Below are 18,240 nucleotides of genomic sequence, written 5' to 3'. Positions count from 1 at the left end.
AATCAGGTTGATTTAGACCAACCTGATTTATTAAAAATATCAAATGAAATAATTTAATGTCTGATGTTAAATATAGCAGTACCTTCTACCATCAAGGCTACAACTAACCATAAAATCAGTATAGTAGGTATCATTATAGACCATATTAACGCTTTCTGTTCATGCTTTAAGTGCATAAATTCAGCAACTATATAAAATGCTTTTACTACTGTTAAACCTAAGAAAATAGATACCAGAATGATACCTCTTGGCAAAGTAAAAGCAAAAATAAATTCTATAATGGTTACAATTGCCAAAATCGCTGCTACTTTCCAAATCTTTTTGGTCTTCTCCTTATCTTCAGGAATTACCTGAACGTTATTAGTTTCTTCGTGTGACATATCTTATATGGATTCTAATAATTATTTTTGCAAATTCTTTCTATTTGATTCAACATCAAATAGAAATAGAATATACTTATTTAATTGCCTAATAGGCTCTATTTAAATAAAGTTAAATCAAGTAAAAAAGTGTAAATACGAATACCCAAACCAAATCAACAAAGTGCCAATAAAGTCCGGTTTTCTCAACCATTTCGTAATGACCTCTTTTTTCATAAGTACCCACTACTGCGTTGAAGAATATAATGAAATTGATCACTACCCCACTAAATACGTGGAATCCGTGGAAACCTGTAATAAAAAAGAATAAGGAAGCAAATAATGGAGGCCCATATTGATTTTCCGTAAGGTTAGCTCCATAAATAGTTTCACCCATTGCGTTAACAGTGCCCTCAGCAGTTCCGTGAATGAAGTGACTCCACTCCCATGCCTGACAAGCTAAGAAAGTTAATCCTCCAATGATAGTCCAAAGCATCCATTTGATTACAGCTCTTCGGTCCATTCTATGACCAGCCTCAACAGCTAATACCATAGTAACACTACTCAAGATCAATATAAAAGTCATGATCCCTACGAAAATCAAAGGCGCATGAACTCCATGTAAGAATGGAAGTGCTTCAAAAACCATTTCAGGAATTGGCCAATATTCTGTACTAAAAGTAAATTCAGAAGTTGGCCCCTGATAAGCAGGATGTGAATAGCGGATTAGACCATAAGTTATTAGTAAAGCTGAGAATGAAAATGCATCCGATAAAAGGAAGAACCACATCATCAGTTTTCCATAACTAGCATTCATGGGGGCTACTCCACCTCCCCATTTGCTTGTGGTAGTAGTATCAATTTCTACAATAGTTGCCATAAATTTAACTGTTCAATATAGGATTAATGATTTAACAACAAAAATATAAATAAATATACCCAAAGTCCATCTAAAAAGTGCCAATATGTTGTACACATTTCCATTTTTACCATATTTTTAGAATGAACCTTATATTTAAAAGCCGAAAATAACATAATTAAAATAAATATCAGCCCTGAAATCAAATGAAATGCATGTAATCCTGAAATTACATATAAAAATGAGCCTGAAGGATTACCCACAAAATAAACATCTCTATCTACCAAAGCGCCCCAAGCTTCATATTGCCCAATAAAAAAAGCTACAGATAAGACTGCCGTTATTATCATGAAAAGCTTTAATTGCTTAAAATTATCTTTCTTAGCCGCTAAATAAGCCAAATGCATGGTTACACTACTAGCAACTAATATTATTGTATTGTATAAAAAGATATTAGGTAATTCAAATATCAACCAATTCCCTTCTGATTGACGAACAATATAAGCGCTGGTAAGAGCTGCGAAAATCATCACAACAGTGACTATAAATAACCACAATGCAAACTTTAGAGGATGCATGGAGAGTATTTTAATACTCGGTTGTAATTGTTGTTCTTTATTTAAAGAAGTTTCCATAATTAAATTTTATCTAATAAATAAGCTACTTGTACTATTGGCAAGTATAAAAAAGAACCAAACATTATTTTCAAAGCTGCCTCTTTGCTGCATTCCTTCATTAAATAGAAGGTCTGACTTAAAAATAGAACACCACAAATAGTAGCCACTAAGGCTGAATAAATTCCAGTTATTCCAAACAAGGTAGGCAATAAACCTAATGGAATTAAGAATAAAGTATAAATCATAATTTGAATAGCTGTATTCAAATCCTTTTTCCCTCCTGAAGGTAATAATTTAAAGCCTGCTTTCTTATAATCTTCATCTGCAACCCAAGCAATAGCCCAGAAATGTGGGAATTGCCAAATGAACTGAATACCAAAGATAATCCATGCTTCTATACTAAATCCATTGGTTGCAGCAACCCATCCTAATAATGGAGGCAAAGCTCCAGGGATAGCACCCGCAAAAACAGCAATTGGCCCTACTCTTTTTAAGGGAGTGTAAACAAAGCTATATAAAATCAAAGATACTAATGATAGGATTGTGGTTAAGACATTCGTAAAAATTAATAATAATCCTAAGCCAGCAAGACCAGTTATAACAGCATAAATTGTAGCCTCTTGAATTGATATTTTACCAGTAGGCAATGGACGGTTTTTAGTCCTGTCCATTTTTTTATCTAACTCTATCTCTAAGATTTGATTGATGGTAACTGCGGAACCTGATACTAAAAAACCACCTAAGGAAAGAAAAGCAAGAACTGCATAATTTATTCCACTTCCGCTAAAGCCTAATACATAGCCAAAAGCTGAAGAAAAAGCTACCAAAAAGCTTAACCTAGGCTTCAATAATATGAATAGATTCTTTGCGTAACTTAATACAAAGTCCGTAATGGATATATTTTGTGAATTAGGATATTGCATACTCCTTTTTATTTGTCTTTTGAGTAGTATAAACTACTTGCAAAAATATATAAAATTGTGCTCCAAAAATCATACTACCTAAAACCAAATGAATTGGTTGAGCCCAAAATGGTATAGCAAAATAAGCCATAATAGTACCTGATAAAATCTCTAATATTATAAGACTCATTAAGATTTTTACATTTCGATAAATGTCTTTCAACTCATCTTTCGCCTTAAATAATTTGAACAAAAGATATAGGTGAATAATTGCAATTGCGATAGAAAAAGAGCGATGAATATAAAACTCAACACCCAAATCTTCAATCCAACTGCCTCTAAGAGCATCTCCTAACCTACTTGCTACTATATCTAAAGATTCTCTCACCTGAGTACCCAAAATAATTTGCACCAATATCATGAGCATAGCTATTACCAAAACATAAGTAAGCTTTTTTTGCTCTTGAATCACTAATTGCCTTTTATCAGTTTTGCGATGTACTACAAAATATAAAGCAGTTAAAACTGCTAGAATCACAAGTGCTAAAACCATATGTATGGTTATTAACCAGGAAAGTAGATTGGTAGAAACTACAATTGAACCTATCCATCCTTGAATCAATACTAGCACCAAAGAAGCAAAGGCCAATACAAATACTGCCTTAGACTGCTTTATATATTTAATAGAACCCACAACACAAAGAATAATCAAAAAACCAACTAGAGCACCTAAAAGTCTATTTACGTATTCTGTCCAAGTTTTAGAAGCATTAAATTCAGCTTCTTCTTTTATTGATTCATCTTCCAAAATGGCTTTTCCAATTTCAGAATAGCCAAAAACATCTAAATATTTGGCAAATCTTATATTCTTTTGATGTCTATATTCTGCATAAAAATCTTGATAATTTTCTGGCAGTTCTTCTGTAGAAGTTGGCGGAACCCATTGACCAAAACATTTAGGCCAATCTGGACATCCCATGCCTGAACCAGTACTTCTCACGATACCGCCTGCAAGTATCAAAAGATAAACAGCTACCACCGTAACTGTTACTAAGTTACGATAATAGCTGTTTACTTTAAATGATTTATTAGGCGTCTGATTTTGCATCAGCTGTTTTATCAACAACTTCTTTTTTCGCTAATTCAACTTCATGATCTAAATTAGACTCAGGAGTTTGCGACAATGGAATATGCTGCGGAATAAAATCCTCTTTAGCACCTGGCTTACTATAATCATAAGGCCATCTGTACACTTTAGGAATTTCTCCAGGCCAGTTACCATGACCAGGCTCAATTGGAGCTGTCCACTCTAAAGTATTTGATCTCCATGGGTTTTGAGGCGCTCTCTTTCCTCTATACATTGAATAGAAGAAATTGAACAAGAATAGGAATTGAGCCGCAACAGTAACAAAAGCTGCAATAGACACAAACATATTCAAGTCAGTATAAGCACTGAAAGCGTCAAAGTTAGTCCATGAGTAATATCTTCTTGGGAAACCAGCAATCCCGATGTAGTGCATTGGGAAGAAAATCATATAAACACCAATAAATGTCATCCAGAAGTGAATATGACCTAATTTTTCGTCCATCATTCTTCCAAACATCTTAGGGAACCAGTGATAAACACCTGCTAACAATCCGAAGATTGATAAACTACCCATAACTAAGTGGAAGTGAGCAACCACGAAATATGTATCGTGCAATTGAATATCAATAACAGAGTTTCCTAAGAAAATACCTGTTAAACCACCTGATATAAAGAATGAAACCAAACCAATTGAGAACAATGTAGCTGGTGTGAAAATGATATTACCTTTCCATAGCGTTGTTAAGTAGTTAAACACTTTAACCGCTGATGGAATAGCGATAATTAATGTTAAGAACATAAAAACTGAACCTAAGAAAGGATTTAATCCTGAAACGAACATGTGGTGAGCCCACACAACGAATGACAGAACAGTAATACCTAACATAGAACCAATCATCGCTCTATAACCAAATATTGGTTTTCTTGAGTTGGTTGCAATAACTTCTGATGTGATACCCAAAGCAGGCAACAATACAATATATACTTCAGGGTGACCTAAGAACCAGAACAAATGCTGATATAGAATAGGACTACCACCCATATTTGGCAAGGCCTCCCCACCAATGTAGATATCAGATAAATAGAAAGAAGTACCAAAACTTCTATCAAATACTAATAATAATGCTGCAGCAAATAAAACTGGGAAAGATAATAATCCAATAACTGCAGTTAAGAAGAAAGCCCAGATTGTTAATGGCAATCTAGAAAATGACATTCCTTCAGTTCTCAAGTTAATTACTGTAGTGATATAGTTAATACCACCTAATAACATTGAAACGATGAAGAATACCATTGCAACTAGCCATAAAGTCATTCCTAAACCGGAACCTTGAATAGCTTGTGGTAATGCACTTAATGGCGGATAAACAACCCATCCACCAGCTGCAGGACCTGATTCTATAAAAATTGAAGTCATCATTACCACACTTGATAAAAAGAAGAACCAGTATGATAACATGTTCATAAATCCTGAAGCCATATCACGAGCACCAATTTGTAGTGGGATTAAGTAATTACTAAAAGTACCACTAAGTCCTGCTGTTAATACAAAAAATACCATAATGGTACCATGCATCGTAACAAGTGCAAGATAAAATTCAGGATCTAATTGACCAGTCTCGGTAATCCAACCTCCTAATAAAGGTCTTAACCACTCTAATTGCATATCAGGAAATCCTAATTGCAAACGGAAGATTACAGACATTCCAACACCAATCAATCCCCACATTATACCCGTAACTAGGAATTGCTTACCAATCATTTTATGATCGGTAGTGAAAATATATTTTGAAATAAAGCTTTGTTCGTGATCATGATGCTCATCATGGTGAACATCTTGATCTATATTTACTTCTGCCGCTGTTGACATAACTTTATGATTTATTTTTTAGTCTAACTCTTTGTTTTCAATTCCTGTTTTCAAAAGTGCAACTTCTTTTAATTCAGTTGGAACTTTTGACAAATACTCAGGATTCCTTTTCAAGAATGACTCCTGCTCTGCATACCATGCTCTATAATCTTCAGGTTCATCCACTATCAAAGTTAATTTCATAGAATAGTGTCCTCTACCACAAACCTCAGTACAAGCTATTTCATAGTTGAATTCAGGATCATTCAATTCCTCTCTCATTTCCTCAGTAGTTTTAGTAGCCGTGAAGGTAAATGATGTTGGCATACCAGGAACTGCATCCATTTTCAATCGAAAGTGAGGCGCAAATACACTATGCAATACGTCTCTAGCTCTAATGTTAAATGTTACAGGCTCTCCTTTTGGGATATGCATTTCACGAGGAATGAAATCATCATAAGCAGCCTTGTCATTAAAATCAATTCCAAAGTTGTTGGTTGCATCAATCTCTCTGTAATCAGAATCACCTAATTCACCATCTAGGCCTGGGTAACGAACACCCCAAGCAAATTGGTAACCCATAATTTCAATATTATTAGTGTTTTCAGGGGCTGGTGCTGTAATATCAGTCCATACTCTCCATCCTGTGAAAACCAAAATTGCTAAAACAACAGCTGGCACAAATGTCCAAATAACTTCTAACTTGTTATTCTCTGGATAGAAAAGTGCTTTTGAATCTTCCTTATACTGATATTTCCAAGAGAAGTAGAATAATAAGATTTGAGTTAGAACGAATACAACTCCCGTAACCGCCATTGTTATCCAAAACAAAAATTCATATTCCGAACCATGTTCCGATGCAACTGGCAAATTATAATTATCGAATTCTTTAAATGAATACCAGAAAAATAAGAAACCACCTCCTATTAAAAAGACCAAGAACATGGCACCATTTATTTTATTAGAACTTGATTCTAACTTATCAGCATTTCCCTTTGCTACACTTATCAAAGAGGAAATTCTAAAGATCAAGAACAAAATTGCTAATAAAAGTACTACTCCTAAACCTATAGCTAAATTGAACATATATGTTATTGTTACTTAATTAAATTAAAATACGTGATGATGTTCTGCTTCTTTAATCATTGGATGATTTTTAGCCACCAATGGATATTTCGATAAACCTGTTAGGGCTACAAATAAGAATGCAACTCCAAAAATCATTGCCATACCTATTTCTAGTAATCCGAATCCACCATTTTCTTTCAAGACACCAGGAGTAATCATTAAATAAAAATCAAACCAATGACCGATTAAAACGATAATAGTAACGATTTTTAAGAAAACTGTATGTCTTTTCGAATCTCTTGGCATGAAAACCAAGAATGGAAAGAAAAAGTTTAATATTAGATTAACAAAAAATACAATGCTATAATGATCACTTGAAAGTCTCTCAATAAAGTAAACAGTCTCCTCTGGAATGTTAGAATAGTAGATCAACATGAACTGAGAAAACCAGATATAAGTCCAGAAAATTGAGAATGCAAAAACGAATTTACCTAAGTCATGCAAAACACCAATATTCACAATCTTCAAGTATCCTTGCTCTTTCAAAATCACAGTAATTAAAGTGATTGCAGCTAAAGCCGTTACCCACCATGATGCGAATACATACCATCCGAACATAGTAGAGAACCAGTGAGTATCGATAGATAAAATCCAATCCCAAGCTGAAGTTGAAGATGTAACAGCAAAGAAAACAATGAATCCTGCAGAGATCCCTCTTAATTTATAGTAGTATTTTGAACTACCATTTAAATCCTCTTCCAATGATTTTTTACGAATCCAACGGAACATTAAGAACCACACCACAAAATAAATTACCATTCTCACCAAAAAGAATGGAGTGTTTAAATATCCCTCTTTTCCAGCAATGATAGCATCATATCGTGGGTCGTTTACATCATATAGATATTCATGTGTCCAGTGGAATATATCATGACCACCAAACCAAAAAATCAACAATGTCAAAATACCTCCTATTGGTAACCAATTACCAAATGACATAGGAATTCTGATTAAGGCAGCTGACCAACCTGCTTGAGAAACGTATTGAATAGCTACAAAGAACACGCCTAATAAAGCTAAACCAACAAAGTACATATTGTTGATCCACAGATTAGCAAATATTCTTTTTGACCAATGGTAACCATGTCCTTCTTCGGCCGCATGCTCTTCACCAGCATGTGCTTCCTCGCCATGACTCTCTGCTACTTGTTCAGTTCCTTCTCCATGACTTGCTTCATCAGCATGATGGGAATTAGAGCTCGCAGAAAAAATACCTAATATAAGTAAAACGACACCTACAACAGCTAAAATAGAGAGTCTCTTTTTTGCTTTTGCAGTAAATTGAAATTGTTCTTCAGCCATGATAAATTATCTTAAAACTGTTATATTAATCTTGTTTTTGTAAAGTTTGTACATAACGTACAATTTTCCATCTGTCTTCTTGCTGCACCTGAGAACCATGAGCTCCCATTCTTCTGATACCATGTGTGATCACGTGAAAAATGTGACCTTCAGATAATTGAGAAGTAGCACCTGCACTGTAAGACGGAACACCTTGGTAAACTGCACCTACTTTTGCTGTTTCATCCATAGATCCACCACCATTTTCACCGTGACAGTGCGTACAATATTTTGTATATAATACTTTACCCTCTTCTAATATTTTATCATTGTCAGGTAAAGGATTTTTTAAAGTTCTAGCAGCTAATTCTACGCTATCCTTTGGTAATCTATAAGGTAACATTCCATTTTCACTTCTAGGAACTGTATTTTCAGCTGGCTTTCTCATGGTCATCCCGAAAGGATTGTTAGGATTCGAGTTGTAATACTCACCATATTCATCCTCATCAGATGATACCCAAGCACCAGCATCCTTTTCAGTAATCTGTGTTAAAGGCTCATATGAAACGGCATGATACATATTAGGTGCGTATTCCGTTCCTGGATCATCTTTACCTGGCTTACATGCCACAACTAATACTGTAACTAAGCCGAAAAATAAGATTTGAAATATTTTATTTGTATTCATCATTTGATAATTCAACTTAAAATTTCTTTTCATTTATTTCCACAGCACCTGAATCTTTCAAGATTGAACTTAATTCGTCTGTAGACTTTTTATTCTTAGCCAAATCAATTGCCATTACATGCTTATCATCTGTACTTCGAATATCATAAATTCTTGGCTTTCCGTATGGCTTAAGGTTACTAATCACGAAGAAAGTACCTACCATTCCTAAAGCAGAAAGTAAAACCGTTACCTCAAAACCAACTGGTACGAATGAAGGAATGGCAACATAATCTTTACCACCAATAATCATTGGCCAATCAATCCCCATCATGTATATCATCATAAGGAAAGCCAAGCAAGTACCCGTGATTCCAAACATAAAAGCTGCTATGGAAATTCTGGAGCGCTTATAGCCCAATTCATCATCCAACCCATGCACTGGATAAGGAGTATAACATTCATGAATTTTTACATCGCTTCCACGGACTTTTTTGACTGCGCTTAAAAGCACTGACTCGTCATCAAAAATCCCTACGATAAAGTTTTTACCGCTTTCCATAATTATTTTTTGTTTTCGATTTCACCTGAACTAGATTTCAATACTGCTTTTACCTCTGCCATATTAATCACTGGGAAGAATTTTGCAAAAGAGAAGAACAGTGTAAAGAATAAACCAAAACTGAATAGGTAGATCCCCATATCATAAATAGTAGGGCTAAACATTGCCCAACTTGATGGTAGATAATCTCTATGCAGAGAAGTTACAATAATTACAAATCTTTCGAACCACATTCCAATGTTTACCACAATAGATAAAATGAAAGTAGCCCATAAACTTGTTCTAATTTTCTTGAACCAGAATAACTGAGGAGAAATCACATTACATGTCATCATTGCCCAATATGCCCACCAGTAAGGTCCTGTTGCTCTGTTTAAGAAAGCATATTGTTCATACTGAACACCTGAATACCATGCCATGAATAACTCAGTTATGTAAGCAACACCCACAATTGAACCTGTAATCATGATGATAATGTTCATCAATTCAATATGGTTGATGGTTATATAATCTTCAAGGTTGTATACTTTTCTGGTTACCAACATCAAGGTTAGTACCATTGCAAATCCTGAGAAAATAGCTCCTGCAACGAAATAAGGAGGGAAAATGGTAGTGTGCCATCCTGGAATAACCGAAGTTGCAAAGTCCATAGATACAATGGTGTGTACTGAAAGTACTAAAGGAGTAGCTAGACCGGCTAAAACCAATGAAACGGTTTCGTAACGTTGCCATGTTTTTGCAGCTCCATCCCAGCCGAAACTTAAAGCACCATAAATACCTTTTGAAATTTTGTTAGTTGCTCTATCTCTGATTGTAGCAAAATCAGGAATTAATCCAATATACCAGAATACTAAGGAAACGGTGAAGTAAGTTGAGATCGCAAAGAAATCCCACAATAATGGAGAATGGAAGTTAACCCATAATGAACCCCAAGTATTTGGAATCGGAACGAACCAATAGAAACTTAACCAAGGTCTTCCTGTATGAATTAATGGGAATAACAAGGCACAGATAACGGCAAAAATCGTCATTGCTTCAGCCGCTCTGTTAATGGATGTTCTCCATTTCTGACGGAATAAAAGCAACACAGCCGAAATCAAAGTTCCTGCGTGACCGATACCTACCCACCATACGAAGTTGGTGATATCCCAAGCCCATCCTACGGTTTTATTTAAGCCCCACATACCGATACCGTCCCAAAGGGTGATGGCTAATGCATAGCCTCCGATAAATAGTGCTCCTAAAGAAATAGCCATAGCTGCCAACCATTTTGGATTTGGTTTGGCTTCTACGTGCCTACAGATATCATGAGATACATCATGATAAGTTTTATTTCCTGTTACTAATACTTCTCTTACAGGTGAAGTGACTTCCATATTGCTACAGTTATTAAATTAAGCCTTAGTATTTACTTTATCTTTATTTCTGATTTTGGTCATATACCAAACATTAGGTGCTACTCGCAACTCTTCCAATACATGGTAAGCGCGTTCTTCATTCACCTCTTTAATCGGTTCATCCGTTTTCTCTTTCAATTTCAAGTATTTTGAAATAGCTGAGTCTTGATTATTCAAGTCTCCGAAAACAATCGCATCAGAAGGACAAGCTGAAGCACATGCAGTGTTTACATCTTTATCTTCTAATTGTCTTTTCTCCTTTTTAGCTTTCAATTTACCAGCTTGAATTCTTTGAACACACATAGAGCATTTTTCCATAACTCCACGAGAACGAACCGTTACATCCGGATTCAATACCATTTTACCCAGGTCATTATTCATGGCCATGTTCTTATCAAACTTGGTATTGTCATGGTATTTGAACCAGTTGAATCTTCTTACTTTATAAGGACAGTTGTTTGCACAATATCTTGTACCCACACATCTGTTATAAGTCATTTGGTTTAATCCCTCTGAACTGTGAGTCGTGGCCGCAACCGGACAAACAGTTTCACAAGGTGCATTATTACAATGCTGACACATCATTGGTTGGAAAGTAACTTCAGGATTCTCGGCTGCTTTTTCCAATCCATTTGTATCGTCTGGAGCTGCATCTGAGCTGTAGTAACGGTCAACACGCATCCACTGCATATCTCTTCTCATTACTACTTCCTCTTTACCTACAACTGGGATATTATTTTCAGATTGACAAGCAATTGTACAAGCTGCACAACCTGTACATGAGTTCAAGTCAATTGCTAATCCCCAATGATGGTTATTGTATTTGTGGCCATTCCAAAGAGTTAATTTGGAAGGCTTTACTTTTCCTTTGCTAGTTGCAATATGCGGTTGGAAATCTCTTTCCCAGCCTTTCTTTTGGTAATCCTCTAATAAAGCTTCCTGGATTACAGTCTCACGTCCCATGAAAGTTTGGTGCGTTTGAGTCTGTGCCAATTGGTAGCTTCCAGCAGTTCCATCAACTTTAACACCTGATGTTAAAGCATAAGTTTTAGTTCCATTCAACTGACCTAAGAATGGATATACATCAAATCCAACACCATTGGCCACTTTACCAGCCATTTTTCTTCCGTAACCTAGGGCTAAACCTATAGTTCCGTTAGCTTGTCCTGGCTGAACTAAAGCTGGAACTTCCATTGCTTGACCGTTGATAGTCAAGTTGATTAATGAAGTTTTACCTTCAAATATTTTGATTCCTAACTCATTCGCCATTTTTTGTGAGATAGTAGCATAGTTATCCCAAGTGGCTTTTGAAATTGGATCTGGTAATTCTTGTAACCACGGGTTGTTGGCATGATAACCATTTCCGATGGATACTTTTTGATAGAAAGCTACTTCTAAACCAGTATTGTTTGATTTATAGTTTTTGTTAATTCTATTCGCGCTTGCAGATAAATCTACATCTTGAGCGGATAATTCACTGCTTTCTACATTATAAGTGAAAACACCATTATGTAAAGTCTTATCCCAGAAAATATCGAATGTTGGTTCTTGACCACTGAAGTGTTTGTCTTCCCAATTCTTTCTAAGGAAATTATAATATTCTTGCTTGTTTCCTGTCCAAGTCAAGAAGCTATCTTGAGCTTGACGAGTTTTGAACAAAGGAGAAATAGTTGGCTGAGTTAAGCTCAACTGACCTTTCTTAGGCTCTGCATCATTCCATGATTCTAAGAAGTGATGATCTGGTGCTACATATTTTACTAGTTCTGCCGTTTCATCTTTTCTATCAGAAGTAGAAACTGTTAAGGAAGCTTTTCCTAAAGCTGCTTTTAACTCCTCTCCCATTCCTGAATCATAAGCAGGGTTGGCATTATAGAAAATAACTGCTTTAACAACTCCCGCTTTAGCATCATTTATAAACTGAGTAAATGCAGCATCATCACCTTTTCTTGCATTAGAGTGGTGATTTAAGTCAACAGTTGCTCCGTAGTTATTCAACATGGAGTTGATACCATTAACCAATAATTGAATATCCGTATCATTCGAACCTGCAACAACTAAAGATTTGCCTTTATTAGAAACTAAATCTTTTGCCGCTTTGCCAATATTCGCTATCTCAACTTTATTAGTATTAATAGGAGAATTACCAGTCATTTTAGCTACTTCATTATATAAAGCAGCTACCGCTAATCCTTCTTGAGAAGGTTTAACTGGTGTTCTATAATCAGCATTTGAACCCGTTAATGAAAGGTTAGCTTCAAATTGATAATGACGAGACATATTTTTGTTCTCGCTATTTACCTTTCTTGTCTTACTGTATTGTTTTGTATGTTCGATTGGAGAAACCCAAGTTCCTAAGAAGTCAGCACCAAAACTTACAATAGTGTTTGCTTTGCTGAAATCGTAAGCAGGAACTGCTTTCACTCCGAACATTTTATCATTAGCCGCTAAAATGCCATGCTGAGAAACAGCATCATACATTATATGCTTTGTGTTGCCATATTTATCAGCCATTTCTTGAATAGCTTTTAAAGTAGAAGGTGAGTTGATTGTATTGGATACAATTCTTATTTGCCCTCCAGCATCACTTATAGATTGAAGTTGCTCTGTAACTTCTTTATCGATTGTTTTCCAATCTGTGCTTTTTCCTTCTTTTAGAGGACCTCTTAATCTTTCTTGATCATATAAAGAAAGAACTGAAGCCTCCACTTGTGCATTTACACCACCTTGAGTAATTGAAGAGTTTTTGTTTCCTTCAATTTTAATAGGTCTTCCTTCACGAGTCTTCACTACAATGCTGGCATAATCGCCACCTACCGAATAAGTAGAAGCATAATAGTTAGGAATCCCTGGATCAACATCAACAGGTTTATTTAAATAAGGGATTGCTTTTCTAACAGGTGCTTCACAAGCAGCAAGGGATGCTGCAGCCACACCGAACCCCATCAATTTCAAGAAATCCCTTCTGGAAGTACTTCCATTGGACTCTTTATTCTCATTGATTGGTAAGTATTCAGGAAATTCCTTTTCTGCGTTTTTAACAAATGAAGGATCATTTGTTAATTGTTCAGTTCCTTTCCAATATGTTTTTTGATTACTCATATCTATGATTAATGAAGTCTTAAATATTTTTTATTAATAATGACACTTTGCACATTCTAAACCGCCTATATCTACTACTTTCAAGTCGCCACCATCATGTGCCTCGACTAATTGATCGTAATATGCATTACCTTTTGCATTTACTTTAGTCTCTCTGTGACAGTTAATACACCATCCCATAGTCAATGTGCTCCATTGTTTTACTACTGCCATTTCCTCAATAGGACCATGACAAGTTTGACATTCAATTTCGCCTACATTCACGTGCTGAGAGTGGTTGAAATAAGCCAAATCAGGAAGGTTATGTACCCTTACCCATTCAATTGGCTTCTCATTTTCGCCAATAAAGTCACCAGACTCTTCATCGTAACCTAAGGCGTCATATATTTTTTTGATTTCAGGAGAAAAACCGCTTTCTCCGCCAACATTCTTTATTGAAGAATGGCAGTTCATACAGATGTTAGCTGATGGGATGTTAGCACTTTTGCTATTCATTACGCCTGTATGGCAATACTGACATTCAATTTCATACTGGCCCGCATGAATCTCGTGAGAGAAAGCAATCGGCTGCGTAGGCTGGTAACCTTGCTGAACCCCTACAGTATAAAGACCATCAATTACTGTTTTTGCGACAACGGCTGTAAATATTAAAATCACAAAGAATAAGAAGCCATTGCTTCTCACCAATTTGTTAAGATTTAATTTTTGATTTACAAATTCTCTATCTCTCTCATCAATATCCTCTTTTTGATTGATGAATTTGGTCAATACCGTTACGATTAAAACCAAAACGATTAAGATCAAGATCAAAACAACCACAAAACCAACAATGATAAGGGTTAGATATTCTGATGGAATACCTCCTCCACCAGCTCCTGCTTCAGTAGAAGTTCCTCCTGTATCAGCAGTTGCTTCCTGAGGTGGATTTTCAGTTTGATATTTAATATAACCTAAAATACTTTTGATTTCTTCATCTGCGAAGTAATCAAAGCTAGGCATTACTGCCTTTCCATATTCATTATAAAGGTTAACAGCATATTCATCTCCACCCTGGATTACTTTTTGAGAATTTTTAATAAAATTCAATAACCATGGCAACTCTCTTCTTTCGTAAACGTTTTTAAGAGCAGGTCCAATCATTTTATTTTGGACTTGGTGACAAACAGCACAATTATTTTTAAATAGTTTTTCACCATTGGCTATTGCCTCTTCACTTGTAGGCAATTCGCCATCTTGTGCAAAAGCATTGTTAGGTAATGATAAAAAACTCACTAATAGGAATGCTATAAAAGATAAGCGAGTAATATACGTTTTCAAGGACATATTTATTTGTTCATTTAGCATCTGGGAACACCAATTATTAATTGGGTACAAATCTACTGCCCAAAGCCATTATTTCAAATACATTTCGGATACAAATTTGGTATTTTTATATCCCAATTCATAAAAAAGGGCTTAATCAACTGAAATTAAGGTCTTTATAGTATTTTAATAACTGAAAACAATACTAATTTAGAAAAATTATAAATAGGATTGCGTTTGAACTTTTCTGCATTTAGAGGAAATTAGCGGAATAATGCAATGAATTCACTGCTAAGTATTGAAAAGAATGAAGTTGGTTTGAATTTATAATTTTGAAACAAGACAACTTAATAAATTTATCCTTGCTGGTAAGGCCCATAAATTTGATCCCGATAATTTCTGGACAGGTTTTAACTCAAAAAGTAAAAACTATCTATCCGAAATAGCTTATATAAGCTCCAATATCTCTAAGATATTTCCTACTAGCCTAAGTTTAAATCCAAGCAAAACATCTTCAAAGCGTCATATCAGTCCTGGTGAATCGAGATTATATTTTTCAAAAAAAATTATCCCAAATCTTAATATAGCATTTTGAAGGAGATACCGGAAAATTAATACTTTTTGAAATTTAAGTATTAATTTTCTGGTATGACGGAGCTTCTATTAAACTCAGGTTACTATTGAGTAAAAATCATCTTATACCTTTTGACATTTAGTTTATGGATTACATATCCCAAAAAAATATTTCATAAGGTCAATTTTATCACAAAATTGGTTAAAAATTATAGTTCACTATTGCATTAATTAAAAACAAATTAACCTTATTCAGAATAAAAGCTGGATTATCTGGATATTCTCCTGTGCCCTGTTTATAGGTCAATAATAATTCTGGTTTAAGGCCATTCCATTTAGCATTGTCATAGTATAAATCTAAGTTTATATGCATATAATTAGGGATAGCATATTTATTTAGTGTAGGTTCTGTTACTGATGGTCTCCATTGATGTCCAACACTTAAAATAGACCTTAGTTTTTGGTTTGAAAAGTTTAAATTCTGATGATAGTACATCACTACTGCATGATTATCTCCAAAACCTTCGCTCCTTTCTCTTTTCTGAAAACTAAATAAAAACTCTCTTCCCCACTCTCTAGGAAATAAAAATCTTCCTTGTCCTGTTATGTGATCATACCCTAAACTGATTTTCCCATTCGGTATGGAATGAGAAATTTGAGCACCAAAAATCTGAGCTATTTCACTTTGAACATACCTTAAACTCCGATCAGTATTTCCACCATCCCCTACTCTATTTTGTAAAAGCCATTCAAAAGCTACAGATAAACCTGAGTTTTTAACTTGAAAAGCTGGCTTTACATACAATACATTAAAAATATTGTCCACATAATAATCCCAAAGCTCAATCTTTAAATTTTTGAATTGGTAATCAGTATTAAGTAATGCAACATAATCCGATTGGGAGTTCTCTCTATATTCGCTGCCTTGTCCATCTATATTTCTTCCTACAGGATAAATACCCAAAGTCTGCCCAATATTTTCAAACCCATTATAACTTCTTGGGGCAATTCTATTTATGGCTCCCAGTTGAAATTTCAACTTATCTTTTTCTTCATATTTATAAAAAGCCCCTTCAAAAAGCGTTGGAATCATTCTGCCATCTTGCCCATTCATAAAAGGGGAAAAGAATCCTTGCCTCCCCACTTTCACTTGATGATTTCCAGTTTTGTATTGAACATACAGTTCTCCAGGATAAGCTATAAATCGTTGAGAGAGGTCTTGAACGTTAAAATTACCCGCAACATATCTGCTCTCCCTGCCAGTTGTAGAATCAAGGCTTTCTACATTGCTTATGCCCGTATTCCAGCTACTATAAACCGCCCCACCGATTTGCCAATTTTTATTGAAATCGTAAGTATATTTTAATTTTAGTCCGGTAGCCACTGCATACCAATCTTGCAAATCACCTTCATTAAATGAATGCATATAGTAATTACGCCACTGACCACTTAAATTCCCTTTTTTCTTTTCCGTATCATCCGCTTGTGCGACAAGAAATAAAGGGATTAGAATAAATATGCTAACTAAAGAAGTAAACTTCATTTATTTGGTTTTCTTGATTTGATAAACACTATCATAATATTGAACTATAGGCTGAAATGGTCCGAATTTATGCTGTTCAGCAGGAAACGGATCATCCCATGGACCATAAGCTGTTGAAACAGGCTTTAATTTCAAATCTGGAAAATCCTTTTCCGTTTCTGCTTTCTGAGGTCTATTAAAACTATTGATATATGCTGCCACATGAAAGGCTTCTTCATCCGTTAATTTTGGATTTTCTTTAGTAGCAATCAGATGAGGCATATTAGCTTTTATAAATTGAGCTGCTGTCAAAACCCTATGCATCCCAGCACCATGATTGAAGGAATCATCTCCCCAAAGTGGTGGATATTGGTAACCTTTTCGTTCATCTGCCAACTTAGTTCCTTGTCCATTTTCGCCATGGCAAACCTGACATTCGTTAATGTAAACCTGTTTCCCGAAAATGGTATCCGCTTTTACTGCAGGAATTTTTACACTTATGAATCCTTTATACCAACTAGCTGTATCTTCAGGAACATCTTCACTGAGCCATTCCATATAAGCAACCAATGCTTCCATTTGCTCTGAATCTTCTGGCAAAGCTTTTCCATTCATACTTCGTTCCATGCAGCCATTGATGCGTTCTTCAATAGTTCCAATTTTATTTTCCCTGCCTCTAAACTGCGGAAATCTATTGGTTACTCCTACCCATGATCCTGAACCAGCTTTGGTACCAGCTTCCAGATGGCAATTTTGACAAGTCAAATTATTTCCAGAATAGAGCCTTTTATCTTTATTAATGACTTGAGGCCCCATCCATTTTGGGGATTCGGTCGCCAATAAATAACCAAATTTCACTTGTTTCCCCTTTTTACCATCTGGTAAATCAGTCTCAATATTAGGCAAATGCCATAACTGATCAGTTTTTGATGAAACCCCCAACCATTGCGGGGCTTCATCTATAAAAATAACCGCAATGAAAAGTATTGATACAATAGCCAAAATGACTGACAATATTGCCGTTGTCATTTTGATT

15 protein-coding genes are annotated in these 18,240 nt (G+C 35.2%); all 15 read right to left on the bottom strand.

The genetic code is table 11. The features are described from left to right. Positions 1–53: 53 nt before the first annotated feature. The 15 genes from QYS49_RS09950 to QYS49_RS09880 all read right to left on the bottom strand — a co-directional run bounded on the left by QYS49_RS09950 (position 54) and on the right by QYS49_RS09880 (position 18,233). Positions 54–380 (bottom strand): cytochrome C oxidase subunit IV family protein, encoded by a 327-nt coding sequence (locus QYS49_RS09950; protein ID WP_308347080.1) that lies wholly within the window; start codon positions 378–380, stop codon positions 54–56. Between the two features lie 112 nt (positions 381–492). Further along, positions 493–1,239 (bottom strand): cytochrome c oxidase subunit 3, encoded by a 747-nt coding sequence (locus tag QYS49_RS09945; RefSeq protein WP_308347079.1) that lies wholly within the window; start codon positions 1,237–1,239, stop codon positions 493–495. 23 nt (positions 1,240–1,262) lie between these two features. Continuing rightward, complete coding sequence (locus QYS49_RS09940; RefSeq protein WP_308347078.1) at positions 1,263–1,853, bottom strand: cytochrome c oxidase subunit 3; 591 nt, start codon at positions 1,851–1,853, stop codon at positions 1,263–1,265. 2 nt (positions 1,854–1,855) lie between these two features. After that, complete coding sequence (gene cyoE, locus QYS49_RS09935) at positions 1,856–2,758, bottom strand: heme o synthase (protein WP_308347077.1); 903 nt, start codon at positions 2,756–2,758, stop codon at positions 1,856–1,858. Continuing rightward, positions 2,745–3,845: a COX15/CtaA family protein gene (locus QYS49_RS09930; RefSeq protein WP_308347076.1), complete on the bottom strand. Its 1,101-nt coding sequence runs from the start codon at positions 3,843–3,845 to the stop codon at positions 2,745–2,747. Before QYS49_RS09930 ends, cyoE begins: the two co-directional genes overlap by 14 nt. Continuing rightward, on the bottom strand, positions 3,826–5,694 hold the full coding sequence (locus QYS49_RS09925) for a cytochrome c oxidase subunit I (protein ID WP_308347075.1): 1,869 nt from the start codon (positions 5,692–5,694) through the stop codon (positions 3,826–3,828). The genes QYS49_RS09930 and QYS49_RS09925 overlap by 20 nt, the downstream gene beginning before the upstream one ends. Positions 5,695–5,712: 18 nt before the next feature. Further along, on the bottom strand, positions 5,713–6,759 hold the full coding sequence (locus tag QYS49_RS09920; protein WP_308347074.1) for a cytochrome c oxidase subunit II: 1,047 nt from the start codon (positions 6,757–6,759) through the stop codon (positions 5,713–5,715). A 24-nt stretch (positions 6,760–6,783) separates the two neighbouring features. Next, a complete protein-coding gene (locus QYS49_RS09915; protein WP_308347073.1) occupies positions 6,784–8,103 on the bottom strand; it encodes a quinol:cytochrome C oxidoreductase in 1,320 nt (439 codons plus the stop codon). Between the two features lie 25 nt (positions 8,104–8,128). Then, entirely contained in the window at positions 8,129–8,773 is a 645-nt protein-coding gene (locus tag QYS49_RS09910) for a c-type cytochrome (RefSeq protein WP_372587663.1), read from the bottom strand. Positions 8,774–8,786: 13 nt separating this feature from the next. After that, positions 8,787–9,311, bottom strand: a complete 525-nt coding sequence (locus QYS49_RS09905; RefSeq protein WP_308347071.1) for a DUF3341 domain-containing protein — start codon at positions 9,309–9,311, stop codon at positions 8,787–8,789. Positions 9,312–9,313: 2 nt separating this feature from the next. Continuing rightward, positions 9,314–10,687, bottom strand: a complete 1,374-nt coding sequence (gene nrfD, locus QYS49_RS09900) for an NrfD/PsrC family molybdoenzyme membrane anchor subunit (RefSeq protein WP_308347070.1) — start codon at positions 10,685–10,687, stop codon at positions 9,314–9,316. An 18-nt stretch (positions 10,688–10,705) separates the two neighbouring features. Further along, positions 10,706–13,807 (bottom strand): TAT-variant-translocated molybdopterin oxidoreductase, encoded by a 3,102-nt coding sequence (locus tag QYS49_RS09895; protein WP_308347069.1) that lies wholly within the window; start codon positions 13,805–13,807, stop codon positions 10,706–10,708. Positions 13,808–13,840: 33 nt separating this feature from the next. Then, positions 13,841–15,130 carry a c-type cytochrome gene (locus QYS49_RS09890; protein WP_308347068.1) on the bottom strand — a complete coding sequence of 430 codons (1,290 nt, stop codon included), beginning with the start codon at positions 15,128–15,130 and terminating at the stop codon, positions 13,841–13,843. 754 nt (positions 15,131–15,884) lie between these two features. Continuing rightward, entirely contained in the window at positions 15,885–17,225 is a 1,341-nt protein-coding gene (locus QYS49_RS09885; protein ID WP_308347067.1) for an OprD family outer membrane porin, read from the bottom strand. Continuing rightward, entirely contained in the window at positions 17,226–18,233 is a 1,008-nt protein-coding gene (locus tag QYS49_RS09880; protein WP_308347066.1) for a c-type cytochrome, read from the bottom strand. It abuts the gene before it with no gap. Between the last annotated feature and the right edge of the window lie 7 nt (positions 18,234–18,240).

This window comes from Marivirga salinae (assembly GCF_030503855.1).
Taxonomy (GTDB): domain Bacteria; phylum Bacteroidota; class Bacteroidia; order Cytophagales; family Cyclobacteriaceae; genus Marivirga; species Marivirga salinarum.
The sequence above is the reverse complement of the archived record's forward strand: the minus strand, read 5'-3'. Positions and strand labels throughout refer to the sequence as shown.